This window comes from Virgibacillus necropolis (assembly GCF_002224365.1).
GTDB lineage: Bacteria > Bacillota > Bacilli > Bacillales > Amphibacillaceae > Virgibacillus_F > Virgibacillus_F necropolis.
Window position 1 is genome coordinate 4,305,287 of sequence record NZ_CP022437.1, and the last position, 25,156, is coordinate 4,330,442.

At 38.4% G+C, this 25,156-nt stretch carries 26 protein-coding genes, 1 riboswitch and 2 other annotated features; of the genes, 12 read left to right on the forward strand and 14 right to left on the reverse strand.

What is annotated here, in order from left to right:
• Positions 1-97: 97 nt before the first annotated feature.
• Entirely contained in the window at positions 98-1,204 is a 1,107-nt protein-coding gene (gene ddlA / locus CFK40_RS20520) for a D-alanine--D-alanine ligase (protein WP_089534211.1), read from the reverse strand.
• Between the two features lie 143 nt (positions 1,205-1,347).
• Positions 1,348-1,595 (forward strand) — a binding site (T-box leader).
• 44 nt (positions 1,596-1,639) lie between these two features.
• Positions 1,640-1,901: a binding site (T-box leader), on the forward strand.
• A 57-nt stretch (positions 1,902-1,958) separates the two neighbouring features.
• On the opposite strand from ddlA, the gene trpE reads away from it, so the two are divergent.
• The 7 genes from trpE to trpA are packed head-to-tail and all read left to right on the forward strand — an operon-like array spanning position 1,959 to position 8,314.
• Positions 1,959-3,362 (forward strand): anthranilate synthase component I, encoded by a 1,404-nt coding sequence (trpE, locus tag CFK40_RS20525; protein WP_089534212.1) that lies wholly within the window; start codon positions 1,959-1,961, stop codon positions 3,360-3,362.
• On the forward strand, positions 3,343-3,942 hold the full coding sequence (locus CFK40_RS20530) for an anthranilate synthase component II (protein ID WP_089534213.1): 600 nt from the start codon (positions 3,343-3,345) through the stop codon (positions 3,940-3,942). The genes trpE and CFK40_RS20530 overlap by 20 nt, the downstream gene beginning before the upstream one ends.
• The gene (trpD, locus tag CFK40_RS20535) at positions 3,926-4,951 is read left to right on the forward strand and encodes an anthranilate phosphoribosyltransferase (protein ID WP_089534214.1); all 1,026 of its coding nucleotides are present in this window, start codon (positions 3,926-3,928) and stop codon (positions 4,949-4,951) included. The genes CFK40_RS20530 and trpD overlap by 17 nt, the downstream gene beginning before the upstream one ends.
• A 1-nt stretch (position 4,952) precedes the next feature.
• Positions 4,953-5,747 carry an indole-3-glycerol phosphate synthase TrpC gene (gene trpC / locus CFK40_RS20540; RefSeq protein ID WP_089534215.1) on the forward strand — a complete coding sequence of 265 codons (795 nt, stop codon included), beginning with the start codon at positions 4,953-4,955 and terminating at the stop codon, positions 5,745-5,747.
• A complete protein-coding gene (locus CFK40_RS20545; protein ID WP_089534216.1) occupies positions 5,737-6,336 on the forward strand; it encodes a phosphoribosylanthranilate isomerase in 600 nt (199 codons plus the stop codon). Before trpC ends, CFK40_RS20545 begins: the two co-directional genes overlap by 11 nt.
• 6 nt (positions 6,337-6,342) lie before the next feature.
• Positions 6,343-7,548, forward strand: coding sequence for a tryptophan synthase subunit beta (gene trpB, locus CFK40_RS20550; protein WP_089534217.1), 1,206 nt, complete (start codon positions 6,343-6,345; stop codon positions 7,546-7,548).
• Positions 7,541-8,314, forward strand: a complete 774-nt coding sequence (trpA, locus tag CFK40_RS20555; protein ID WP_089534218.1) for a tryptophan synthase subunit alpha — start codon at positions 7,541-7,543, stop codon at positions 8,312-8,314. The genes trpB and trpA overlap by 8 nt, the downstream gene beginning before the upstream one ends.
• Before the next feature lie 101 nt (positions 8,315-8,415).
• Here trpA and CFK40_RS20560 read toward each other — a convergent pair whose 3' ends face one another.
• From CFK40_RS20560 to CFK40_RS20575, 4 genes are all read right to left on the reverse strand, one after another.
• Entirely contained in the window at positions 8,416-8,604 is a 189-nt protein-coding gene (locus CFK40_RS20560) for a GyrI-like domain-containing protein (RefSeq protein ID WP_264371382.1), read from the reverse strand.
• 227 nt (positions 8,605-8,831) lie between these two features.
• Entirely contained in the window at positions 8,832-9,845 is a 1,014-nt protein-coding gene (locus CFK40_RS20565) for a S66 family peptidase (protein WP_089534220.1), read from the reverse strand.
• Between the two features lie 105 nt (positions 9,846-9,950).
• Positions 9,951-10,445: a BsuPI-related putative proteinase inhibitor gene (locus tag CFK40_RS20570; RefSeq protein WP_089534221.1), complete on the reverse strand. Its 495-nt coding sequence runs from the start codon at positions 10,443-10,445 to the stop codon at positions 9,951-9,953.
• 104 nt (positions 10,446-10,549) lie between these two features.
• Positions 10,550-12,202, reverse strand: a complete 1,653-nt coding sequence (locus tag CFK40_RS20575) for a M4 family metallopeptidase (RefSeq protein ID WP_089534473.1) — start codon at positions 12,200-12,202, stop codon at positions 10,550-10,552.
• Between the two features lie 368 nt (positions 12,203-12,570).
• Positions 12,571-12,677: riboswitch (TPP riboswitch) on the forward strand.
• 148 nt (positions 12,678-12,825) lie between these two features.
• Between CFK40_RS20575 and CFK40_RS20580 the strand changes: the two genes are divergently transcribed.
• Positions 12,826-13,650 carry a lipoate--protein ligase family protein gene (locus CFK40_RS20580; protein ID WP_405196562.1) on the forward strand — a complete coding sequence of 275 codons (825 nt, stop codon included), beginning with the start codon at positions 12,826-12,828 and terminating at the stop codon, positions 13,648-13,650.
• Positions 13,651-13,653: 3 nt separating this feature from the next.
• Positions 13,654-14,598 carry a lipoyl synthase gene (gene lipA / locus CFK40_RS20585; RefSeq protein WP_089534222.1) on the forward strand — a complete coding sequence of 315 codons (945 nt, stop codon included), beginning with the start codon at positions 13,654-13,656 and terminating at the stop codon, positions 14,596-14,598.
• Between the two features lie 48 nt (positions 14,599-14,646).
• Here the strand turns inward: lipA and CFK40_RS20590 are convergent, their stop codons facing one another.
• Positions 14,647-14,997, reverse strand: a complete 351-nt coding sequence (locus CFK40_RS20590; RefSeq protein WP_089534223.1) for a VOC family protein — start codon at positions 14,995-14,997, stop codon at positions 14,647-14,649.
• Positions 14,998-15,232: 235 nt separating this feature from the next.
• On the opposite strand from CFK40_RS20590, the gene CFK40_RS20595 reads away from it, so the two are divergent.
• Positions 15,233-16,102 carry a YitT family protein gene (locus CFK40_RS20595; protein WP_089534224.1) on the forward strand — a complete coding sequence of 290 codons (870 nt, stop codon included), beginning with the start codon at positions 15,233-15,235 and terminating at the stop codon, positions 16,100-16,102.
• A gap of 144 nt (positions 16,103-16,246) precedes the next feature.
• On the opposite strand, the gene CFK40_RS20600 is transcribed toward CFK40_RS20595, so the two are convergent.
• Together CFK40_RS20600 and CFK40_RS20605 are read right to left on the reverse strand one after the other, a co-directional pair.
• The gene (locus CFK40_RS20600; RefSeq protein WP_089534225.1) at positions 16,247-16,711 is read right to left on the reverse strand and encodes an ASCH domain-containing protein; all 465 of its coding nucleotides are present in this window, start codon (positions 16,709-16,711) and stop codon (positions 16,247-16,249) included.
• Positions 16,711-17,175: a GNAT family N-acetyltransferase gene (locus tag CFK40_RS20605; protein ID WP_405196604.1), complete on the reverse strand. Its 465-nt coding sequence runs from the start codon at positions 17,173-17,175 to the stop codon at positions 16,711-16,713. Before CFK40_RS20605 ends, CFK40_RS20600 begins: the two co-directional genes overlap by 1 nt.
• Before the next feature lie 224 nt (positions 17,176-17,399).
• Here CFK40_RS20605 and CFK40_RS20610 point away from each other — a divergent pair, with 224 nt between their 5' ends.
• Positions 17,400-17,999 carry a short chain dehydrogenase gene (locus CFK40_RS20610; protein ID WP_089534226.1) on the forward strand — a complete coding sequence of 200 codons (600 nt, stop codon included), beginning with the start codon at positions 17,400-17,402 and terminating at the stop codon, positions 17,997-17,999.
• A gap of 74 nt (positions 18,000-18,073) precedes the next feature.
• Here CFK40_RS20610 and CFK40_RS20615 read toward each other — a convergent pair whose 3' ends face one another.
• The 4 genes from CFK40_RS20615 to CFK40_RS20630 are packed head-to-tail and all read right to left on the reverse strand — an operon-like array spanning position 18,074 to position 21,213.
• On the reverse strand, positions 18,074-19,288 hold the full coding sequence (locus CFK40_RS20615) for a hypothetical protein (protein ID WP_089534227.1): 1,215 nt from the start codon (positions 19,286-19,288) through the stop codon (positions 18,074-18,076).
• Positions 19,289-19,302: 14 nt separating this feature from the next.
• On the reverse strand, positions 19,303-20,142 hold the full coding sequence (locus CFK40_RS20620; protein ID WP_089534228.1) for a hypothetical protein: 840 nt from the start codon (positions 20,140-20,142) through the stop codon (positions 19,303-19,305).
• Entirely contained in the window at positions 20,139-20,828 is a 690-nt protein-coding gene (locus CFK40_RS20625; RefSeq protein WP_089534229.1) for an ATP-binding cassette domain-containing protein, read from the reverse strand. Before CFK40_RS20625 ends, CFK40_RS20620 begins: the two co-directional genes overlap by 4 nt.
• The gene (locus CFK40_RS20630) at positions 20,821-21,213 is read right to left on the reverse strand and encodes a GntR family transcriptional regulator (RefSeq protein ID WP_089534230.1); all 393 of its coding nucleotides are present in this window, start codon (positions 21,211-21,213) and stop codon (positions 20,821-20,823) included. The genes CFK40_RS20625 and CFK40_RS20630 overlap by 8 nt, the downstream gene beginning before the upstream one ends.
• Before the next feature lie 229 nt (positions 21,214-21,442).
• Between CFK40_RS20630 and CFK40_RS20635 the strand changes: the two genes are divergently transcribed.
• Positions 21,443-21,832 carry a hypothetical protein gene (locus tag CFK40_RS20635; protein WP_089534231.1) on the forward strand — a complete coding sequence of 130 codons (390 nt, stop codon included), beginning with the start codon at positions 21,443-21,445 and terminating at the stop codon, positions 21,830-21,832.
• Positions 21,833-21,886: 54 nt separating this feature from the next.
• Here the strand turns inward: CFK40_RS20635 and CFK40_RS20640 are convergent, their stop codons facing one another.
• Complete coding sequence (locus tag CFK40_RS20640) at positions 21,887-23,413, reverse strand: UDP-N-acetylmuramoyl-L-alanyl-D-glutamate--2,6-diaminopimelate ligase (RefSeq protein WP_089534232.1); 1,527 nt, start codon at positions 23,411-23,413, stop codon at positions 21,887-21,889.
• Positions 23,414-23,539: 126 nt separating this feature from the next.
• Positions 23,540-25,030, reverse strand: coding sequence for a BCCT family transporter (locus CFK40_RS20645; RefSeq protein ID WP_089534233.1), 1,491 nt, complete (start codon positions 25,028-25,030; stop codon positions 23,540-23,542).
• Positions 25,031-25,156: the final 126 nt, after the last annotated feature.

A 25,156-nucleotide genomic window follows, 5' to 3' on the forward strand; every position in this document is an offset into this window, starting at 1 on the left:
ATCAACGCTTATCTCTAAATATCGCCTACTGAACAACAATTACAAACAAAAAAAGTGAAGCAGCGAACTAGCGCTACTCCACTTTTATTCCTCCAAACTACGCTTCGTCCCAAACAGCACTTTTTAACATTGCATCAAGTTCATGTCGCTCCATTGCTAATTCAATCAGCCTATTAATTAACTCTGGGTAAGAAACTCCACTTATTTCCCATAACTTAGGATACATACTTATACGCGTAAATCCAGGAAGTGTATTTACTTCATTAACGTAGATTTCCCCATTTTCCTTCAAAAAGAAATCGACACGCGCTAACCCTTCACATTCTAATGCTTGAAATACATCTATTGCAGCAGCTTGAATTTTTTCGACCGTTTCTTCTGGTAAGTCTGCTGGTATAGCTAATTCCGCACCACTTTCATCGATATATTTCGATTCATAAGAATAAAATTCAGTTTGAGGTAAAATTTCACCAGGTATCGATGCTTTTGGATCCGCATTGCCAAGGACTGCACATTCAATTTCACGACCAGTAATATTTTCTTCAACGATGACTTTGTGATCATATTGGAATGCAGCATGTATCGCTTCGTCAAACTCTTCCTTTGTCGAGACCTTACTTACACCAACTGACGAGCCTTGGTTCGCTGGTTTAATAAACAGTGGAACATTTAATTGTGCTGTTACTTCATCAAAATCAATGTTATTTTTCTTCGCTCGTGTAAATGCTAACCCTTTCGCAACATTGATTCCCGCTTCTTTTAATAAGCGCTTTGCTATGTCTTTATCCATACAAATAGCTGATCCTAGTACACTCGTACCGACGAATGGTAGATTTGCTATCCGAAGCATGCCCTGCATACTACCATCTTCGCCTAACGTACCATGAACAATTGGGAAAACTACATCAAGCTGGTCAATACTTATTTCCTTTGAAGCATGAATAAGTTGATGTTTCGTTTCTCCTGGTACAATTGCCACGTTTTCATTTGATTTATTTAATTGAATTAACTTTGGATTTTCTTCGTTTAGTAAGTATGATGTTTGATCATTGATATGCCATTTACCTTGTTTATCAATTCCAACTAAAACAACCTCGTACTTTGTTTTGTCAACTGCATCCACAATATTTTTAGCTGATTGTAAGGACACTTCATGCTCTGCTGATTTCCCGCCAAAAATAATACCCACTTTAATTTTTTTCATCATAAACGTCCTTTCATAAATAACTCTACTACTAAAATACCACAAAACAAGCTCTCGATAACAGAAGAAATGTCGTAAATTTGAAAAATAATCCTTGACATTTTAGCAATAGTTCACTAATATTGTCTTTAACAATTAAATCGTGCACAGTGATGATGAAGAATAGTAATTGAAAAGTTTCCTCTAAAGAGAGCTGGTGGTGGGTGTAAACCAGTGTGGAACGTTTGATGAATGGCCTTCTGAACTTCCAGACCGAACCATACTAGTTATGCAGTAGGCTTTGGCGAACGTCTTATCGATAAAAAAGACAGCTATTAAGTTTTAACTTGATAGTAAAGTGAGCTGTTTAGGCAGCTAATAAAGGTGGTACCACGGGTTCCTCGTCCTTTTCTGGATGGGGGACCTTTTTGTATACCCAAAATTAAAACTGAATAAATTAAATCGATGAATAAGAAGAGTAGGCATACGCTGAAGCGTTACAGAGAGCCGGTTGTGGTGTGATTCCGGTACGTGAATGTATGTTGAATGGCCTTATGAGATGTTTCTTGAAGAAAAGTAGGGAAACACGGAGTTCCGCCGTTACACGGATAGGGTTTAAGCTATGCAAGCTGCATACTTTGTACCTGAACCAGAGATGAAGAGGGGTTAGTAAACTCCCTTCAACTGAGGTGGCACCGCGATCGCAATCGTCCTCTATAAACACAATTTATCTGTGTTTATAGGGGACTTTTTTATTTCCAGGAGGAGATCATAAATGCAAACCAAAACACTGCCCTATAAATTTATCAAACAAAATGCCGATACGCTAACACCTATCGGAATCTATTCAAACCTTAAAGGAAGGAAGAAATTTCTGTTAGAAAGCTCTTTTCCACATGAGAAAAAAGGAAAGTTTTCATTTATTGGTGCTGATCCTTACCAAGAAATTATAGGTAAAAGTAATCGTACAACTATTTTGGATCATGAAAAAGGAAGCAACAATATAACAGAGTCCCCTCCCTTATCGGTTTTAAAGGAGATACTACCGAAACTAGAAATTGACATACCGATTCCATTTGTTGGTGGTGCGATTGGGTATATTGGATATGACTCCATTCGCTCTTACGAACAGATCGGCGAGTATTTACAGGATAATCTCGACATGCCAGATGTACACCTTATGTTATATAAAAGTGTTATTGCTTTTGACCATCGGAATGAATCTGCTTATTTAATTGCTATGAATCCTGATCAACAACCTGAAAATATATTGGATGAACGAATAGAAGATTTGAAAAAAGCATTAACTTCGACTACAAATACGAATACAACTAATGATGAAAATATGGTATTTAAACCTGAGATGAATAAGCGGCAATTTATGGAGAACGTAACGATTGCTAAAAAACACATCCAGCAAGGTGACGCATTTCAGATTGTGTTGTCACAACGGATGAAAGCTTCCATCCATGGTGATCCCTTTTCTTTTTACCGAAAACTTAGAAAAGCTAACCCATCACCATATATGTTTTATATCAACTTTGAAACGTATCAGGTTTTAGGTGCTTCACCGGAAAGCTTAGTCCAAACAACCGGGCGGCATATTGTCACAAATCCAATTGCTGGAACACGTCCAAGGGGCAAGACAGATGTGGAAGATGAAGAATTAACAAAAGATCTCCTTGGGGACGCGAAAGAAATAGCTGAGCACCGTATGCTAGTCGATTTAAGCCGAAATGACATTGGCCGTGTTTCTGAAATTGACAGTATCACTATTCCGACTTATATGAATGTGGAAAAGTACCAACATGTGATGCACATCGTATCTGAGGTGCATGGAAGGTTAAATGCTAACTATTCAAGCATTGATGCATTAATTGCATGTTTACCTGCAGGAACGGTTTCAGGCGCACCAAAAATACGTGCCATGCAGATTATTAATGACTTAGAAGAAAGTAAACGAGGTGTCTATGGTGGTGGGATTGGCTATATAAACTTTAACCACGATGTAAATATGGCACTGGCTATCCGCTCGCTCGTTATTAAAGAAAACAAAGCATACCTACAAGCTGGTGCCGGTATTGTTTATGATTCTATACCAGAAAATGAATATAAAGAAACACTACACAAGGCGAAATCACTAATGGAGGTGAACAACCATGATTCTTCTAATCGATAATTATGATTCATTTACCTATAACGTTTATCATTATTTTTCAAGTGAAAATGTAGATGTACAGATATATCGGAACGACCAAATAACGAGTAAAGCTGTTGAAGAATTAAATCCTGAAGCAATTATCATATCCCCAGGACCTGGGACACCAGAAACAGCAGGAAATTGCATGGCGATTGTTCAGGATTTTTACCAAAAGGTGCCTATTCTCGGGATATGTTTAGGCCATCAAATAATTGCTGCTGCATTAGGCAGTAAAATAAAACAAGCAAATGTAATCAAACATGGTAAAACATCTCTGATTACACATAATGGTTCAGGATTATTTAGTTATTTAACACAACCACTAGAAGTGATGCGTTATCACTCGCTAGTCGTGGACCAAAAAACATTATCAGATGAATTAGAAGTTGTTGCTACATCCATGGATGACAATGAAATTATGGGGATCAAACATTTTCATTATCCAGTATATGGATTACAATTTCACCCGGAATCAATTGGGACGTTATCTGGTAAAAATGTTATTCAAAACTTTTTAAAGGAGATCGGAAAGGAGCTTCACTATGAAACAACATCTTGAAAAATTAATGAATCAAGAAAACTTAACTATAGAAGAAATGAAGCAGGCAACAGAGCATTGCTTCACACCAAACATTACGGATACAGAAATCGCTTCCCTACTGACGGCATTACGAGCAAAGGGGGAAACAGCGGATGAGGTTGCTGGAATTGTTGATGTTATCCGATCCGAATCACAATCCGTTCCTACCTCCCTATCTCATGTGATGGATAATTGCGGCACTGGTGGCGATCAATCACACAGCTTTAACATTAGCACAACAGCGGCTTTTATAATTGCTGGTGCAGGTGTTACGATTGCAAAGCATGGGAACAGGAGCATCTCCAGCAAAACTGGGAGTGCAGATGTATTGGAACATTTAGGTATATCCCTATCGTTTCAACCTGAACAAACGGAAGAAATTTTACAAAAAAATGGAATAGCCTTTTTATATGCACCACATATCCATCCTAATCTGAAACGTTTTATGAAGGTTCGAAAGGAATTAGGTCTACCAACTATACTTAATCTAATTGGGCCCCTAACAAATCCAGTTGAACTAGATTCACAGCTACTCGGCATTTATCGTCGTGACATGCTAGCGATGATGGCTGAATCCTTGAAAAAGCTTGGACGAAGACGTGCATTAGTGGTAAATGGCGCAGGTTACATGGATGAAGCCTCACTTGCCGGAGATAACCATTTGGTATTGCTCGATAATGGGCAAACATCAGCTTTTACCCTTCACCCGGAAGAGCTTGATTTACCCGTTTATACTAATGAACAAATACGTGGCGGAGATGCGAAAGAAAATGCCGTTATTTTACAGAATGTTTTACAAGGAAAGCCTGGAGCTTACCTTGATACGGCGGTATTAAATGCAGGACTTGGCCTTTTTGCAAACGGTAAAGCAACTACCATAGAAAAAGGTATTGAATTGGCAAGAGAAAGCATTTCCTCAGGTGCTGCTTATGAAAAACTTCAGCGATTAATGGAATACAGCAAGCAAATTCCAAGTGAGGTGATATAAGATGACCATTTTAGATAAGATTATTGCGCAAAAGAAAATGGAAGTGGAGCAGCTTAAGGCTAATGGGTTTGAACGTTTTAGTGATTCTCTTAAAAAAGTTGAGTCAATTTTTCCAGGTAGTGACTCGATGCATATTATCTCGGAAATAAAGCGCTCCTCTCCATCAAAAGGAGCAATTGATATGGCTGTGGATCCAGTATCGCGGGCCAAACAATATGAAAAGTTCGGAGCTAGTGCGATTTCAGTACTAACAGATAAAACCTTTTTCAATGGCTCTATGGAAGATTTACGAGCAGTTCGGGAGGCAGTTGACCTTCCCCTTCTTTGTAAGGACTTTATGATCGACACGATTCAGATTGATCAGGCGAAAAATGCCGGGGCGACTATTATTTTACTAATTGTTGCTGCCTTATCAGAAAGCAAGCTACGTGAGCTATACCATTATGCAAAACAGCATGATTTAGAAGTGCTTTGCGAGGTCCACAATGAAGCTGAAATGGAAGTGGCAATTAATTTAGGGGCTAACTTGATCGGGGTCAATAATCGTAATTTAAAAACGTTTGAAGTTGATTTAAATGTGACCGAAAAGCTAGCACCAATGATCAGAGAATCTTCCACTACACTTATTAGTGAAAGTGGCATTAGATCCCGTGCGGATGTAGAGCGTGCTGCACAAGCAGGAGCAAAGGGCATTCTTGTCGGGGAGACACTAATGAGGTCAGATGACTTAGCTGCAACATTTCTTGATCTACAAGTACCTCTTCCATCAAAAGGAGTGAATTCTAATGCTCGTTAAAACGTGCGGAATTATGACGAAGGAAGCGGCGGATACGGCAGTCCAGACAGGGGCAGATTTTATCGGCTTTGTTTTTGCCCCTAGCAAGCGATACATGACAGCCGACCAGGCCGCGGAAATTGCTAAAACAATACCCCAATCTGTTAAGAAGGTAGGAGTTTTTGTAAACGAAACGGCGGAATCAATCACATCCATTGCGGAAAAAGTAGGATTAGATTACATCCAACTTCATGGAGATGAACCAGCGGATTTTGCTGAGCAACTGCCCTATTCTATTATCAAAGCATTTCCAGCAACACCAGATAGTTTTGCCCAAATAAAAGACTATCCGTGTGACTACTATTTAATTGACAGTCCCTTTGGTAGCAATCGTGGCGGCAATGGCACAATGTTTGATTGGGCCATTTTAAAGGAATTAAATTTGGATACGAATAAATTAATTTTAGCTGGTGGGCTTACACCTGAAAATGTTCAACAAGCTATCAGCCTGACGGAGCCAATTGGTGTCGATGTTTCAAGTGGTATAGAAACAAACGGTAGTAAAGACCTTAGCAAAATCAAAAATTTTATTGTAAAAGCGAAAGGATGATTAAAAATGGCGACCTATTCAATGCCTGATAAAACTGGACGTTACGGTAGCTTTGGAGGAAGATTTGTTCCAGAACTATTGATGCCTGCACTAATTGAACTTGAGAAGGCATATGAGGACGCAATGCAGGATCCTAGTTTTATAGAAGAAGTGAACTACTATCTAAAAGACTATGTCGGACGGGAAACCCCTATTTACTACGCTGAAAACTTAACCAAAATGCTTGGCGGACCAAAGATATTTTTGAAAAGAGAAGATTTAAATCATACTGGTGCCCACAAAATAAATAATACAGTTGGGCAAGCCTTGTTGACGCTTCGCATGGGCAAGAAAAAAGTGGTTGCCGAAACAGGAGCTGGCCAGCACGGTGTTGCCACAGCTACGGTTTGCGCGCTTTTAGGATTAGAGTGTGTCGTGTTCATGGGCGAAGAGGATATCCGCAGACAGAAGCTAAACGTTTTCCGGATGGAGCTCTTAGGTGCCCGAGTTGAAAGTGTCTCACAGGGAAGCGGAACACTAAAAGATGCGGTAAATGAAGCATTGCGTTACTGGGTCAGTCATGTTGATGACACGCATTATATTTTAGGATCTGTTGTAGGACCACATCCATTCCCAAAAATTGTTCGGGATCTTCAATCAGTTATTGGTGACGAAACCAAGAAACAAATACTCGATCAAACTAGCAAACTACCAGACGCTGTTATTGCCTGCGTTGGTGGCGGTAGTAATGCGATGGGTATGTTTTATCCATTTATTCAAGATGAATCGGTTGCATTATACGGCGTGGAAGCTGGTGGTTCAGGTATCGAAACCAACAAACATGCTGCAACCTTAACAGCTGGAAAAATTGGTGTCTTGCATGGAACCATGTCACATTTACTGCAGGATGATCACGGGCAAATTGAGGAAGCTCATTCGATCTCAGCAGGACTTGATTACCCTGGTGTAGGTCCAGAGCATAGTCATTTACACGAAACGTCTCGTGTTACGTACACGTCCATAACAGATCAAGAAGCGTTAGAGGCCTTTCAGGTATTATCAAAAAAAGAAGGTATTATTCCAGCATTAGAAAGCGCACATGCGGTCGCGTTTGCTATGAAACATGCTAAATCAATGAATGAGGACCAATCATTAGTAATTTGTTTATCTGGTCGTGGGGACAAAGATGTAGATCAGGTTAAAGAAGCATTGGAGGGAAATGACAATGAGTAAATCGTATATCGATCAGGCTTTTCAAGAAAAACTTGCTAACAATCAAAAACTATTTGTCCCCTATATTATGGCTGGTGATGGTGGACTCGAAAACTTAAATGATCGAATTGATTTCCTACAATCTTGTGGTGCTAGCGCTGTCGAACTAGGCATTCCATTTTCAGATCCTGTAGCAGATGGACCGACTATTCAGAATGCTGGCTTACGAGCGCTTGCTAACGGAACGAATTTAGCAGGAGTTCTTGAAACTCTAGCGAATAACAAAGAAAATAGAGGTATTCCTATTATTTTGATGACCTATTTTAATCCGATTTATACTTACGGGGTTGAGCGATTTGCAAATGACTGCGCGGAAGCTGGAGTTGATGGCGTGATCATACCGGATTTACCGCTTGAAGAAGAAGCATTAATTGGTGGATTTTTAACAGAAAAGTCTATTGCCTTTGTAAGACTAGCTGCATTAACTAGTGGTGAAGAACGACTTGCCGAAATAGCAAAGCGCTCAGAAGGATTTTTATACGCAGTATCCGTTACAGGAACAACCGGAGCTAAGGCATCGCACAGTGACACTGTGAAGGGCTTTTTACAGGGCTTAAAAAAAGTATCTGAGATTCCTGTTTTGGCTGGATTCGGTGTTTCAAATTCAGACCAGGCAAAAGAATTAGGTGGAAATTGTGATGGTGTTATTGTCGGTAGTAAGATTGTAGATTTATTCCATGAAGGGAAAACGAATGAAATTAGCGAGTTGATAAAGAATAGCTTGTAGTAGGATAATAGAACCGTTATATCAATTGACTTCTTTGTTTAAAAAAGCACACGTTGTAATGTGAATTCATCATCACAGCGTGTGCTTTTTTCTATTAAGCATTATTTCTTCACAATCGGAATCCAAACTTCACAGCGATAATCTTCAGAGCTAGTATCACCTTTCGTTGAATATACTTCTAGCTCAGGTCCATCAGCATGCTCATAGCCTGTTGATGGGAACCATTCGGAAAATATCCGATCCCATGTTTTTGGAATTGCGTCAGGCATTGCTCCAACCGATTCGAACACAGCCCATGTGGATGCTGGAATCTTCTTTTCTTCCCAATCTGAGGGGATATCATGTCTGTTTTTTCAGCACAAATGAAATAGGTTAGTTTCTCCTGCATAGCATCAAACTCCATACAGGCACCAATTACCCCGATTGACCCGCAATCCTTTTCAAGCTCATCTAATCCAACTTTAGCATTCCAGTAATCTGCTATCCTGTCATTCCGTGCTTTTTGAAGACAGTTTCTTTAGTTAAACCACTGTTCTATTTTGCCTTTTCCATCTTTCACTTCGACTTCAGCATAGGCACCATTAATAAGCGTCATTTGTGGTGGGACGTGACCACAATCAATGTCATATATAATTGGTACCTTTAAGTCTTGTTCTAAATCATTATATACATCTTTTATATCATAGTTCTCTACCGTATCATTGGCACTACTTCTACCGAACATGATACCAGAACAATTATCAAACCAGCCCGCTAACCTCATTTGGACAAGCGTTCTCCGTAAGTTAGTTGTCGCTAAATTACAGTTTTCGAAATACCATAAAATAGGCTCATTATGGATAAATTCTTTCTGGTACTCATCGATATTACCATAAGGGGTTCCAATCAAATGACTAATAACATCAATACATCCTCCTAGCAATCTACCTTTTAGTGTTACGTTTTCGTCTGATAAAGTTTTCAACGTAGTTTTCTCGGTTAAATGAAATACTTCAGGAGATGGATGCTCATGATCCCACTTTTCTTGAAATTTATCTGATGAATATTGGATGACCGACTCTCCTTCTTTCGTGGCCAAAACTTCCTCCCACATTACGGTTGTCGTATCTGAATATTCGCCACGTAGATCTACAAAATTAGTTCCATGTGCTGTCGCCATTCCAGTTTTCAATGTAGTGGCAAGCAGTAAAACACTTGTATCTGAATAGCCAAGAATCCACTTATTCTTAAAAGACTCAAAATCTAGCATATCAATTATTTCGATGAGAAGCTCCCCGCCCCATGGAGGGATAATAACGTCTACACTATTGTCTTGCATCATGCGATTAAATTCTTTTGCTCGTGTTTCAGCGGGAGCTGATTTTGCCCTATCTTGTGTCCACACGGTTTCCCCGCAGATTACCGGATATCCTCTTTCCTCGCTTCGACTGACCGCTTGTTTAAACATATCATGCAACTCAAGTTCCACACCTGACGACGGTGCGGTAACTCCTACTGTTCCACACTTTTGTAACAATGGATACGTAATCATAATAGGCCTCCCAAAATTAATGTTTCTATTAGTATAACGCAAAAGATTTTTTATGTATCAAAAAAAATAAAGCCAGCCTGCAAATAAAATGCAGCACACTGGCTTTTAATTTTTTTCAATCGTAAATGTCGTTTTTGCTTTCAACACGGGTTCAGTATGCAATATAGCTGTTAAGGAATACGTACCCTGCTGCAATTTTTTTGGTATCTGCAGTTTAAATTCGACCTCTTCCGCTTGTTTTAATGTGATCGGATGCTTCTGTTCGTACTGGGCTTTACTTTGTGCCTTTTGGAAGATTGTCTCCCCATCTTCATTGGTGATGACGTATTCATACGATGTTTTACCTGTTAAAATTAGTTCCTTTACCTGTTCTGTTTGATTTTTTATCTTAAAAATCGCGTGGTCTCTTTCAACCTGAAGTGTCGCTTCCAATTCACCTGCAACAATGCCTCCACTACTGACAGAGGAATCACCATTCTCGTTTATGTTTCCCTGGTTCTCGTTAGATTTGTCACTGGCTTCGTTATTCTGCTCTTGTTGGTTGCAAGCAGCTAATACCATTATAAGGATTAAAAATAACGACAGTCGGATAAAGGGCATTAGCACATCTCCTTTTGGCTCATTTTAACGGTTGAGCAAATCTATATAGTGAAAATAATGCCGACATTTTGCCGACATTATTTCACTTAACTTAAACATTTTTCCTAGTATACCCCTACATTATTCCAAGCATCCTCCACAGCATTGTATTCTGAACCATAACCATAGTAGTCAGCTGTAGATTGAAGCAATGCTGCACGTGTGTCGCTAAAATTGCTGTATGGTCCTAAGTAAACGGTAAGTGCACGATAATAGATTTTTTGTGCTTTAGATACACCTATACTGTTAATTGTGTTGTACCCAGCCTTATTCGGTATTCCACTGTTCGTGTGAACACCGCCATTGTCGGAATTCGTATAAACGTAATCCCTCATATGACCAGGCTGCCCGTAAGCTGGTGGGTTGGAAAGACTTCTTAGTGCATCGCCTGATCTTCCAGGTGTGTACACATCTTCTCCAAGTAGGTAGTCCTCTCCTTCAACAAACACGGAAAATACGTCTGACATAGACTCGTTTAATGCACCAGGTTGATCCTGGTAAACAAGATCTGCTGAATAATCGGTGACCGCATGAGTTAACTCATGGGCCACGATATCAAGTGCTCCTGAAAGTGGTGCGAATGTAGATCCGTCACCATCACCATAAACCATTTGTTGTCCATTCCAGAATGCGTTGTTGTAGTTGGAACCATAGTGTACCGTTGATCTTATGGTAGACCCGTTTCCATCAAAGCTATTGCGCCCGAAAGTATCATAAAAGTAGTCATACACTTGATCTGCATAAGCATGAGCATCTACGTCTGCCCCTTGAGAATTTGCGGTATAGGCATTATTGCTGTCAGCTGAACGATAGCCAGGTAAGCTTGTCCCATTGTTCGCCGTAAACGTTTCAATGACACCTTTCATTGGATTGGTTACATTATATAAAAAATAAGTTCCGTTTGATAAATAGGTATCCAGTTCTTTATAATCACCAAGCACCCCGTATCCGTAACCATTTGCTGCGCCTGCATCCGTTACTGCGTTGTACGAGTCAACCACTGAACCATCTTTTGCATCAATGAAAATCTGCCAATTCCCTGGTTCAGGGTAAATGAATTGAAGTTCAACATGATAAGCTAGTTTACTAGTACCTTCCTGCGAATAAACCACTAGTTCTGCTTTTTCTGCCGTGTTTTTCACGATTGAATTTGATAGTTTACTAGCTTCTTTTAATACTTTCTTGTCTTTCTTCATTGCTTTAGTTTCTTTTTTAGTCAACCCAATCGATTTCCATGCATGTTCAATTGCAGCATTTTCAGGCAAGTCCGCTTTCATATTACTGTCTATTTCTTTAGCAGCCTCAGGGTGAACCTCACCCGTAACAGCAGTAACGATGTCTCTTTCATTCGTATGAACTGTAAACCTTGCACCGTAGACCGGAACGCCATCAACGGATTGAACAAACTCATAATGCGTCATGCCAAGATCGTCTGTCGATTTCTCAACAAATGAAAGATCAGCAGCTGGGTCTAACTTGTAAAGCTCCCTTTTATCGTTTAAATATTGCTTTACTTCCCCGACACCTTTTACAGGTTCTCCAGATAACGTTCCTGAAACAAATGTTGGCGCATTTTTGTCCTTATTCCAAACTACATCAAAATTCGACTTTGTCATCGACTTCATTTCCTGAAGAGCCTTTTCGCTAGTCTCGGCAGCCCCAGCAGCACCTGCAAACCCAGTTAAACTCAAACTTAACGCCAAGGCTGTTCCAGTCATCGCTTTCTTTAGATTTCCCTTTTTCAAATTACATCACCTTTTCCTCTTATACTAGTTGATTTGCGCACTTATATTAGATACACACGGGCCCGTATAGCTAAACCCTAACAGACAAAATAATAGTTTCATAGAGTTATTTCCAACTTTCATGAAAACGGTTACAAAGAACCACGCTATCAACTTTCACAGGAACAAAGTACCAAAATAAGATAATTTGGATAGGGATATAGGAGTTTCTAAAACAGTATGTAGGTGTGGTGTCTTTTAAGACGTTTAGAGGAACTAGGTTAGGTTCTTTTTAAAGTGTAAGTCTTTACATTAACTCGTTAACTCGGGTAAGATAGAAATAGAAGAACTGCATAATAATGAAATGTCACTAGGGGAGCATGTTAACTAGCTGAGAAGAACTTACTTTGTTCTGACCCTCTTACTCGAACTAGATAATACTAGCGTGGGAAAGTGTAGTCGAAGTGTATATTTTTTCAATAGTAACTACACAAACGAACTGCTCCCCACCAAGGATGCAGTTTCTTTTAGTTGGATAGAATAAAAAAATAGACGCTTATTTTTAACAAACTTTGGGTGGGTTCCATTAACTGCCCTTCAACATGGAGGTGTAACATGTGAATGAACCTTGGGGTTTTATTGATACTGGCTATAATAGTGCTTCGGTTAATATGGCGCTTGATGAAGCATTGCTTAATTGGCATAGTGAAGGAAAGATCCCTCCTACATTACGGTTTTATGGCTGGTCAAAGCCTAGTCTTTCTGTTGGTCATTTTCAAAAAGCAGAAAGGGCTATTGATTTTGAGAACGTACAAAAACATGGCTGTGAATTCGTACGTCGCCTAACTGGGGGTAGTGCAGTCTTACACGATGACGAGTTAACCTATAGCATCGTTGTTTCAGAAAAGAAGGAATATATTCCCTCCTCTATCCGCGCTGCTTACTTTGTTTTATCAAAAGGTATATTAGAAGGATACAAACAGTTAGGCATTCAGGCTGATTACGCCATTCCAGAGAAAAGACAGGAAAGAACAGATGTCTGTTTTGAAAAACCTGCCTTTTATGAAATGGTTGTTGATGGCAAAAAAGTTTCAGGAAATGCACAAACACGAAAACAAGGCGTTCTTCTGCAACATGGCTCTATTCCAATGAGCATAAATAAGGAAATGTTGTTTGATTTATTCAAGTTTCCAAGTGAAAAACTAAGAGGAAAAAAGCGCAATTCTTTTTCTGAAAAAGCAATTACTATAAATGAGATCACCAAGAAGCAACATACATACGATGATTTGAAAAAAGCATTTCACAAAGGGTTTCAATCCGAGCTGAACATGGATTTTATACCACTTCAGCTTTCCGATAGTCAATGGCAAGAAGTTCATGATTTAGCAAAAACAAAGTATGCCGTGGAAGAATGGAACTTATATCATCAGAGGAGTGTGTGACAGGTGGCAAAACAAGAGGAATACATACGTAAACCAGAATGGCTTAAAACAAAAATTAATACGAACAAATCGTATAATAAATTGAAAAAATTGATGAGGGAAAAGAATTTAAATACCGTTTGTGAAGAGGCACGGTGTCCAAATATTCATGAGTGCTGGAGTGAGCGAAAAACCGCTACATTTATGATTTTAGGTGACACATGTACCAGAGGCTGTCGTTTCTGTGCTGTAAAAACTGGACTACCTAATGAGCTTGACTGGGGTGAACCCGAACGCGTCGCAGAATCAGTTGCTATTATGGGATTAAAGCATGCAGTCGTAACCGCAGTTGCTCGAGATGACTTAGAGGACGGTGGTGCTGCTGTTTTTGCGGAGACGGTGCGTGCTATTCGCCGCGCAAATCCTGCTTGCACAATTGAAATATTACCATCCGATATGAAAGGTGATTATGAGAGCCTTCACACATTAATGGATAGTGAACCAGATATTTTTAACCATAATATCGAAACGGTAAGACGATTGACTAAAAAAGTACGTGCTCGTGCGATGTATGACCGATCTCTACAACTATTAAAACGGGTGAAAGAAATCGCACCGAAAACACCAACTAAATCTAGTATCATGTTAGGGCTAGGTGAAACAAAAGAAGAAATTATTCAAGCGATGGACGACCTTTTAGCACATAATGTGGATATAATGACGATTGGCCAATATTTACAACCAACTAAAAAGCATCTAAATGTTGAAAAATACTATCATCCAGATGAATTTGCGGAGCTCAAAGAAATCGCGCTCGAGAAAGGGTTCCAGCATTGTGAGTCTGGACCACTTGTCAGATCTTCCTACCATGCCGATGAACAAGTTAGTCAAACATCAGCACAGCGCAGGATTAAGTATATGAAAGAATACGAAGAAAATGAAAAGAAGCAAGTAGATTTTACTTTTTAGATGAATCACAACATCAAAAGCTCCCCAATTAATTGGGAGCTTCATTTTTTAACATTCACAAATCATCAATACATTACCATCCAAATCCTTAATATTGAACCATTGATCATGCTCAGTCTTCGTCACCACCTTTACTCCCTTATCCTTCATGAATTGATACGCCTCTTCAATGTCGGAAGTATTGAAATGGAATGGAGGGCTTTGATAGATTCGTTCCGGATGATAAATTTTACTGTCTAACACAACCCCAGTTCCTTGCATTGGCAAAACATATAAATGATCAAACAAAATTTCCTCTGTTACAGGAAGCCCCAAAATATCACAATACCAATCTCTCGCCTTTTCAATTTCCTTCACTGGTATAAAAACAGTTCCTATTTGATTAATTATCGGATTCATTTAAACACCCCATTTAACTTACTATCTATTAGTTTTATTTCGATATCACAAACGATAAATCCTCTTTTTCATTTGAAAAATCCATATCTTACGTATCCAACGATTAAATAAATTTTTTGAGCATACCAACAAAGGTGGGGTTTTTGTATTTTTGTTTAAATTGACAGCTTACTCAAACAAACTTACACTTAATAAATATGTGTAAACGCTCGCGAAAAGAAAGGACAACCTAGTAATGAAAAATCAATCAAAAGCAAATCGAATTTTGAAAGAGTATGTACTAATAATTGTAGGTGCAACGCTTGTAGCACTTGCTTATAATATGTTTTTATTACCAGCTAAACTTGCTGCAGGTGGAATATCAGGAGTTAGTACCATCCTTTTTGAATTATATGGACTAAATCCTGCATTCACACAATTTTTGATCAATATCCCTGTTTTTATTATCGGATGGCTGATTCTCGGTAATGACTTTGGAGGTAAAACGTTACTGGGGACTTTCTGGGTACCGTTTATTATATGGTTAAGTGCCGATATACCTTATACCATTACGAACCCTCTTTTAGGCGCATTATATGGTGGGATTGTGCTTGGTATTGGACTTGGAACGGTGTACAAAGGTAACGGTTCAACAGGTGGAACAGCAGCAATCGCTCAAATCGTTAAAAAATTCACCGGTTTATCAAGTGGGTATTCCCAATTGATTGTAGATGGATTAGTTGTTGTCTCATCCATTATCGTATTTAATCTAGAGCTAACTTTATTTGCGCTAATGTGTATTTATGTAACAAGTAAAGTAATTGATAGGGTTCAGTTGCGTACATCATCAACAAAACTTATCCTCATCATTACCGAAAAAGAAGAACAAATTCAATCACTTATAAATAATGAAATTGACCGAAGTATAACGAAGATCCGTACAATTGGTGGGTATTCAAAGGAAAATAAAACCATGCTATTGTGCGTCACCGACCAATCTGAAGCAGTTCATTTGAAAAAGCTTCTTCAAAAAGAAGAACCCACCTCGTTTGTCGTATTCATTAATGCATCAGAGATACTCGGACGCGGGTTTTCATTGGATAAATACTATGGCCAAAAACTATAATAAAAAGCTTTCATCTTCATAGATCGAGGCCGCTGAAAAAGTTAAATTTTTAAAATCCACCACTTTTTCAGCGGCCTTGCTACACTCAAGTGTTTTTCACTATTTTAGTCCTGTTCTTCGTTTCATTTGTGCAATTGAACTCCGTTACTTTTTATATACTACTCTAAACTCCTCACAAACCACTAACATGTTTTCATCAAATTCCTTTTTCAGTTCCTTCAATTCATTTGTAAAAAATTCTACATGGACCCGTCGCCAATAATCATAGGATTTGTCTCCTTCGCCTTCTTTTGCGGCAAATTCAGTACTGACTTCATTAAACGGAAGAATCTGCACATCAATTGTTTCCGTAACTGCTTCCGCTTCTCCATCCCAATCCGTAATAATGTTTATTTCCCCTTTGAAAGGTAAGACTTCCTGCTCTATTTCGTACCACATATGTAAGGAACATGTAGCTGTTTTCTCACCAGTCCTCACTAGTTCAGCTAGTTCTTTTGCCATATCTGCATCACTCCCAAAAGCCCAGGAGGTATATGTTTTCTCTTCACGTTCTGATTCAGGTACAGTTTGTAAATAGCTTTTCCACATGATATCTACTGATTTTTTCATTAATTTACATTCTCCTTATTTTTAAACTTATTACCGAAGCACGAATACATATAAATTTTCTTCCCCCACCTATGAATTGTATCTTCACGTTCCATTCCAATTCGTTCAGCCACATTAATAGATGCTTGGTTCTTCAAATCAATTAAAGAGATTAATTTCGAATACCCCTTTTCCTCAAAACCGTATTTTTTACATGCTAAAGCAGCTTCAGTAGCATATCCATTTCCCCATACAATTCGCTTGAGGAGATAACCAATTTCCATTGTTACGCCGTCTTCAAACTTCTGTGGCACTATCCCACATTGACCTAAAAATTCAGCCGTCTGCTTATCCTCCACAATCCATAACCCAACACCATAGTCCCGATAGTTACCGAGTGTCCAATTAATCCATTCTAATGTTTCATTTTTATTTTTTGTGGATGGATAATGCGTCATCGCTATTGGATCCATAAATATTTCCATGAGGTATTCTGCATCGCTCACATTCATTTCCCTTAATGTCAATCGTTCTGAAGTTATCACTCGTTACCCCTCCTTTTTGAACTTCCTCTTTTAAACATAAATTTCATTTAATTACATAGATTTATTTACAGGTATAAAAATTAATTGATCTATCCTATTGCTAAAATATACGCTGTTTATGAGAAAAATCAAGATAAGATTATGTAGAAAAGAGGTTGTTTACCATGAAAATACTTGTCATCGGTGCGAGTGGCACTATTGGAAAAGAAGTTACAAAAGAACTTGAGCATGATCATGATATTATTCTCGCTGGCAGGAACGGCGCAGATATATCAGTTGATATTACGTCACCAGATAGCATAAAAAACATGTACGAACAAATTGGCAAAGTTGATGCGGTCGTTAATGCAGCAGGTGGCGCTGCTTTCAGTCCTTTAACAGAGCTGACTCCAGAGAAAAATGAGAAGGGAATCCTTAGTAAACTTAAAGGCCAAGTAAATTTAGTACTGTTAGGGTTAGACCATGTTAACGATAATGGCTGTTTTACATTGACTACTGGTATCATGATGGATGACCCGATACTACAAGGAGCATCTGCTGCAATGGCAAACGGTGGAGTTAAAGCTTTCGTTAAGTCAGCTGCAATTGAGATGCCAAGGGGAATTCGAATAAATAGCGTTAGCCCTAATGCCGTCCAAGAATCTTGGGATAGACTCCGTGACTACTTCCCTGGATTTCAAGCTGTACCCGCTAATCGAGTCGCATTAGCCTTTAAGAAAAGTGTTTATGGCGCCCAAACTGGTCAGAATTATGAGGTATATTAAGTTCGGTGACTGAAGTTCATCACATGAATAAAAGAGCATGCTTTTGATTAATTTCAAAAGCATGCTCTTTTCCATTACTTGAACTCCATCTCGTGTAAAAAAAGTTCAAATTTACCTATTTGTTCTGAAGGATCCTCCCTTGTTATTTCACCTTTATAAAGTGTCTCACCAGATTTTAAGTCAGCAACTACTATTTCAGCCTCTGTATTCTCATTCCTAATACGTGTTACTGCATATACTTTTTCATTATTTACAGCTAGCATTGGACCTTCTTGAAATTGTGACTTGGTCAGATTTAACGTGGTTTCGTTCACCATCTTTTTATCCGCCATACTGTACGAAGTTATAACAACATCCTCAGCTGCCGCCTCCGTAAAATAAATGGTTGACCCGTCAAAAACAAGGATTTCTTTGTTTTCTAGTTCCTTTGTGAGTTCAATATTTTCTATTTCTTTCGTTTTTAAATTAAATATAATGAGCTCCTGAGCAACTTCTTCTGTTGCATACATGTCAGGCTGACGCTCTATTACTTTACTTATTGTCTTTGAAAATACAATATGATCATGCGCTTGTTTCGGATTCGTTTCCTGAACCAGATTTACTCTATAATGCGAGTCTTTTTGTTGTTCTGGCACTGAAAACAATGTTTCGTGATTCACTATTTTCTGCTTCTGCATATTAATTATATACATGTGAGTCTCATTATGATACCCTTCGTTTTTTCCAACATCGCTTTGTGTGATTAACTTTAGCTTGTTATCAATGAGTTGTACGTCCTCAACAACCATATAACTCATATTGGAACTATTAGGAACGGCAAGATTGTAAGAAGTTTTCTCCTCACTTTTCTTGTCTAACAGGGAAACTTCAAACGTAAAATCTACTGGTTCAAGTGCACTTGTTTTGTAGTTCACGTCTGCATAAACCAGGGTTTGCTTATCCTCGTAAAACGCATTAATGTTGCCACTCTTCCCTCTCATGAAGTCACTGTGATCCTGTTGCAGCTGTTCTATCATTGAATCAGAGGATTGCATAATTTGTTCAAAAAATGATGCTTCACTATCGTACTCCATTCCATTTTCCGTTAATTGGAAACTTGCATTCTGAATGGTGCTTCCATTATAATACCCATCGATAACGATTGATTCTATTTCACTTTCATCGCCACTCTGTTTTTCAATTACAAATTCAGGATATTGCGTCGCTGAGATAGCAGAATCAACGTAATAAACTCCTATTCCAAGCACAATAACAGTAGCTATCACAATAATTTTCCAATACTTTTTCACGTAATGTTCCCTCCTTATACCGTTATCTTTTTCTTCAACAAAAATCCACTCACCCAAATGGAGCACGCAATCACTATTAATCCCATGACACACTCAAATATGAGGAGTTCAACCGGATACAAATAATAAAACCGTAATAACTCTTGTACTAATATAGGAGAAAGAAAAATAACTACGGCCACAGCACTGTATATCGCCCCAATGATAATTCCCTTCCAACGAAAACTTCGTTCGAATAAAATGGCAGTAAACAAAATAGCAACTGCCATAAACCCTGTTCCGTAATACAGGATAAATTGAATAAAGGTATTCGGGATAATAATTAATAGTTCATGCATACTGTTAACAATTTCCTGTACACCCATATCCACTCTAAATCCTTTTGGCACCATCCATTTAAGGATAGTTGCTTCAATTGGCAGGATTATTAGTTGGAACGCCACAAATCCTAACGCACTTACCAAGACAGTCGTTATTTTGGCAAAAAACACATTCAATCTAGTAGTTGGAAGCATTAACAGCCGATAAATAAATGTATTTTTCCCCATCCAATCCCGGTACCAAATAAAGAAAATATAAAATGCGATGGCTGCAATGCATAGAGCGATTGGGCCAAAAAACAAGGGACCCCCTACAACATCTGCGAAACTCATCGGTCCAACTGTTGTCAGGAACTCTGCTTTTGACATGGGATCCACAGCTCCATAAATTCTTTCATTTGCCCTGCTCAGATAACTTTTTGACTTTATAATTACTGCAGCAATCTGTGCAACAAACGTAATCCCTAATAGTACAGCGAATACTTTCCAAAACCGATTGAATTCAAAATTTAAAAGCTTCAAATAGCTTTTCATGCTTGATACACCTCTCTCATTACATCCACAACAGATTTTCCTTCGCTTTCCCTTGCTTCCTCGGCATTAAATTCCTTTATAACGACCCCTTCATCTATTAAAACGACTTTATCAATTAAATGTTCAATATCATTTATTTCATGTGTTGTGATAATAACACCGCGATCTTCAATTAAATGACTAGTGAATACATTAGCTATTTGTTCGCGACTAAACATATCAATACCAGAAAACGGTTCGTCCATTAATATGTAATCGACATCCATTGCTAAACCAAGCAATAGATTAACTTTTGCTGTGTTCCCTTTTGATAAAGAAGAAATTTTGTCGCTTTTACTTAATTTAAAAAAACCAAGTAACTCTAATGCACGCTTTTGATTCCAGCATGTATAAAAGTCATTCATGAACTCCATCGCTTCAGAAATCCTCATGTTTGGTAACATCGTGATTGCATCCGGTATGAAAGTGATTCTTTCGAAGGATTTTTCGGTAATTGCTTCACCATTCAATAAAATCTGTCCTTTATTAATCGGTGTAAGTGCCATAATTGCGTTTAAAATGGTTGTTTTTCCAACCCCATTTATTCCTATTAAACACGTTATTTCGCCTTTTTCAGCTGTGAAGGAAACACCCCTAAGCACTTTTTTTCTTCCAAATTTCTTGGTGATATCTTTTACCTCAATCATTCATAAGCCCCCTATTCTTACCAACTGTTGTATAGCTTTTCTCCACTAATCGAAGCAGTTCTTCGATTGGAACATTGATGGATTGTACGGATGCTACAAAGTCGTCAACGGCTTGTTCCAACAATTCCTCCCGTACCTTCCCAAGGATTTTTGCGTCACTTGTAATTTTACTTGGATGGTTTCGCTCCGTGTGGATCAAACCCTGTTCCTCCATTTCTTTGTACGCTCGCTGCGCGGTATTTGGATTAATTTTAATTTGATTTGCTAATTCTCTTCTTGATGGAATCTCTTCTCCAGGTGCGAGTTGACCTATCGCAATTTGTTCTTTAAAGGATCGAACAACCTGTAGATATACTGGATCCCGGTTATTAAAATTCACATTCATCTAAACAACTCCTATACATTCTTAGATGTGGATCTTTTGTTTTTAGTGTGTGTACTAGGTGGTTCATACATATTATAGGTGTATTATACGGTTAATACATGAGGGTGTCAATACTATTTTTTCAATTTTTTTGTTACATGCTGTTCATATTCAGTTCACATAAAGCGGTTATATTACTGTTATAATGGTGGGACAAAACAATTTGCACTGTAAAAAGGAGAGATGACTGTTGAATAAATATAGTAAGATTTTATTGAGGTTCTCAGCTGCATTCGCGCTTGTAGGGGCATTCCTTGGATCTCATATGGCAGGCTCAGGTGGGTATGAATTCAAAACTGTACATGCGCATATTCTAGTTGTCGGCTGGCTATCCTTATTCGCATGGTCTGTTTTTTATAAGGTGTATAGACCAGCGAATAAAGTTTTATCAACATTTCACGTATGGTCAGCAATCATCGGTGCTATCGGATTAACATCAGGTATGTGGTTGTACTATGTAAGACCATTCGATTTAAATGAAACAGTTACCAATGTATTTTTCATAGTTGGTGGATCAATTATGCTTTTAAGCTTTGTCTTTTTCTTTATCCTTACGTTTATGAAGACCGAAGAAGATTAGAAATACTAAAAAAGAGTCAGAAACCAATTACACTTAATCGGTTTCTGGCTCTTTTTAGATTCCTTCTTTTAATTCATGACCTTCACTAAACTGAATTCCATTAAAATATTCCTCTATAATCGCTGCATCAGAATGCGGGACCTTTTCCCCTTGTATGATTTGTGCTCCATTAATACATCCACTGGTTAACACAATAATATCACCGTCATGACCTAAAGATAGTGCTTTTTTCACACCATCTTCGCGTGTTAATGTTGGGTGAATATTTTCAGCTAGTCGATTAGTAAAACCATCAAGGACCCGGTCAACAACTTTACTTGGATCATTGTATCCTGGATGGTCAACCGTTACAACAATAGAATCAGCTTCACCGTCCACAACACTTGCCATCTTTGGCATCTTATCAAAATCACGGATCCCTATTCCAGCGATCATCACAATTAGGCGATTGTATTCTAATTTGTGTACTTCTGATAGCAAACTTCGAAGCGCTACAGGGGTATGAGCATAATCAAGAATAATTTTTCTTCCAACAGTACCATCCTGAATGAGCTCAAATCTTCCCTCAGGATTTTCAATGTGTGATAAGGCTTGTACAATATTTTCTATAGAAAAGTCTGCTTCAAGCGCTACACATACAGCTGCCATAAGATTTGCTACATTATAGCCACCAAAGACGGGCGTGCGCACTTTAAATATTTCTCCCCTTACATGCAAATCAATTAGTGAACCATTTTCAGTTACCTTTATATTTGTTGCTACTACATCTGCATTCGATTCATTTGACAAGCTATATGTGAAAATGTTCCCTTTAAATGTATCGAGAATCTCCGTAGCCATTTCAGGATCGTCTACATTTACTACTGCAGTTTTCACTTGATTAAACAACTTCAGTTTTGCCCTTTTGTAGTTTTCAAAGTTCCTATGGTATTCGATATGTTCTGGAGACAAATTTGTATGTATGCCTACATCAAACAGAATGCCCTCCACTCGCTTTTGTTCAATTGCAATCGACGATACTTCCATCGCAACTGCCTTATCACCACATGCATATAAATGATCGAAAATATCATGAATATCTGATGCCTCAGGAGTAGTTGGAGTACTTTGCATGAAATCCAGTTTACTTTTTGAGGTCCATATACCAGTCGTACCTATAGATCCAGTTGGCAATCCTAAGTTATTTAATAATGACCTAACATAAGCTGCTACTGTCGTTTTTCCATTTGTACCTGTAACACCTACTGTAAATAGATTCTTGTATCGAAAGTCATGAAAAACTGCGACTAGTTTTGCAACAGCAACTCGTACATTATCGACATATAGAAATGAACAATCTGGATACTGCTGACTGACATCTCTTAACGCCTTTTCATTATCGCCAAGGATAACCGTTGCACCTTGTTTGACGGCATCTTTCATGAAACAATGCCCATCATCATTTTCACCCGCAATACAAACAAAAGCAGATCCCTCGACAACTTTCCGCGAATCATACGTAATCGATGAAATACTGTTTTGTTTCGTACCATATATTTTCAAAATACCTATTTCATTATCTTTTTCGAAGTTAATATTCATAGTTGCACCTCTTTACAGTTTTCACCATTGATACAAGATAAGTCTAACAGTTTATTCATACTTTAATTGTAACTTATTTTCCCCCGTAAAAAAACATGTTATTCGTATCAAGATTTCTATACTGTTCTATTTGGCTCTATCCCGATCCTCTTGTTTTACAGCCTTATAGAAAGAGGCGCCCATCAGCATTATAACGATTGAAAAAGGTAAGGCGGCAATAATTAGGACGTTTTGTAGCCCCTGAGTACCACCGAAATACACTACAATTGCTGCCATTGCGGATTGCGCTAAACCCCACACAATTTTCACTGAATTTGAAGGGTTTATGTGTCCAGCTGTACTTAACATCCCAAGTACAAATGTTGCTGAGTCAGCAGAAGTAATAAAAAAGATAGCTACTACAAATATAGTTATGATCGACATCAATGTTCCAAGTGGGTACTCTTGCAAGACCCCAAACGTCGATGTTTCCAATGATAACTCTGATATCTTTGCAATGCCATTTTGTTCAAGGTTCAATGCTGACACTCCGAAGACTGCGAAGAAAATAAAACAAACTAAGGAAGGTACAATTAACACACCAAGCATAAATTCCTTAACCGTACGTCCTTTTGAAATTCTCGCTATAAATATACCAACAAACGGAGCCCATGAAATCCACCATGCCCAGTAAAATATCGTCCAGCTATTTATCCAGGAACGATTATCCCCATCAAGTGGCGCTAAATGAAAACTCATATCAAAAAAGTTGGAAACATAACCACCAAGTGTGCTGGTAAACATATTCAAAATGTATAACGTTGGTCCTACGATAAACAAGATAAGTAGTAATACAAAGGCTAACCCCATATTAATGTTACTCAAGTACTTGATGCCGCGACCAATTCCTGACCATGCAGAACCAATGAATAGTGCGGTTGCTACCACAAGGATAATTAGTAAAACCCCATAAGTATTTGGAATGCCAAAAAGAAATGATAAACCACCATTTATTTGAGCTGATCCAAAGCCAAGCGTAGCAGCCACTCCTACAACTGTGGCAACAACAGCCAGCGTATCGATCATTTTACCTGCAAAACCTTGCATTGCTTTTTCACCAAACAACGGAACGAGGGTAGCACTTATCAGACCTGGTGCCCCGCGGTGGAATTTAAAGTACGCCAGTACAAGCGCGACAATACCGTATACTGCCCATGCATGTACACCCCAATGGAAAAATGAATACTGAAGCGCTTCTTTAATTGCCTCATCAGATCCCGGATCAGCCCCAGGTGTACTTTTAAACGCATGAGAAATAGGTTCCGCTGTCGTCCAAAAAACCAATCCCATCCCCATTCCTGCGCTAAACAGCATGGCAAACCAAGAAATCAGGCTAAATTCGGGTTTGTCCCCATCCTTACCCAGCTTTACCTTACCAAACTTGGAAAAAGTTAAATAAATACAAAAAACAAGCATGATCATGATAATAATTAAATAATACCATCCAAAATGCACCGAAATAAATGTTGTTACCGTTGCAGTAATTTCCTTCAAGTTAGCTGGTGCAACTGAACCCCAAGTAACTACCGCTGCGCAAACAATGAGTCCATACCAAAAAACGATTGTTACATTTCTCACCATTTCACCTCTTATGTCGAATTTTTATGTATAAAGTTTTCACCTTATCGACAAAACTTATTCCCGTTATCTAGCCAATTCAAACTATTTATAGTATCTTTCAATATAGTCGAAGCTTTAGTACCC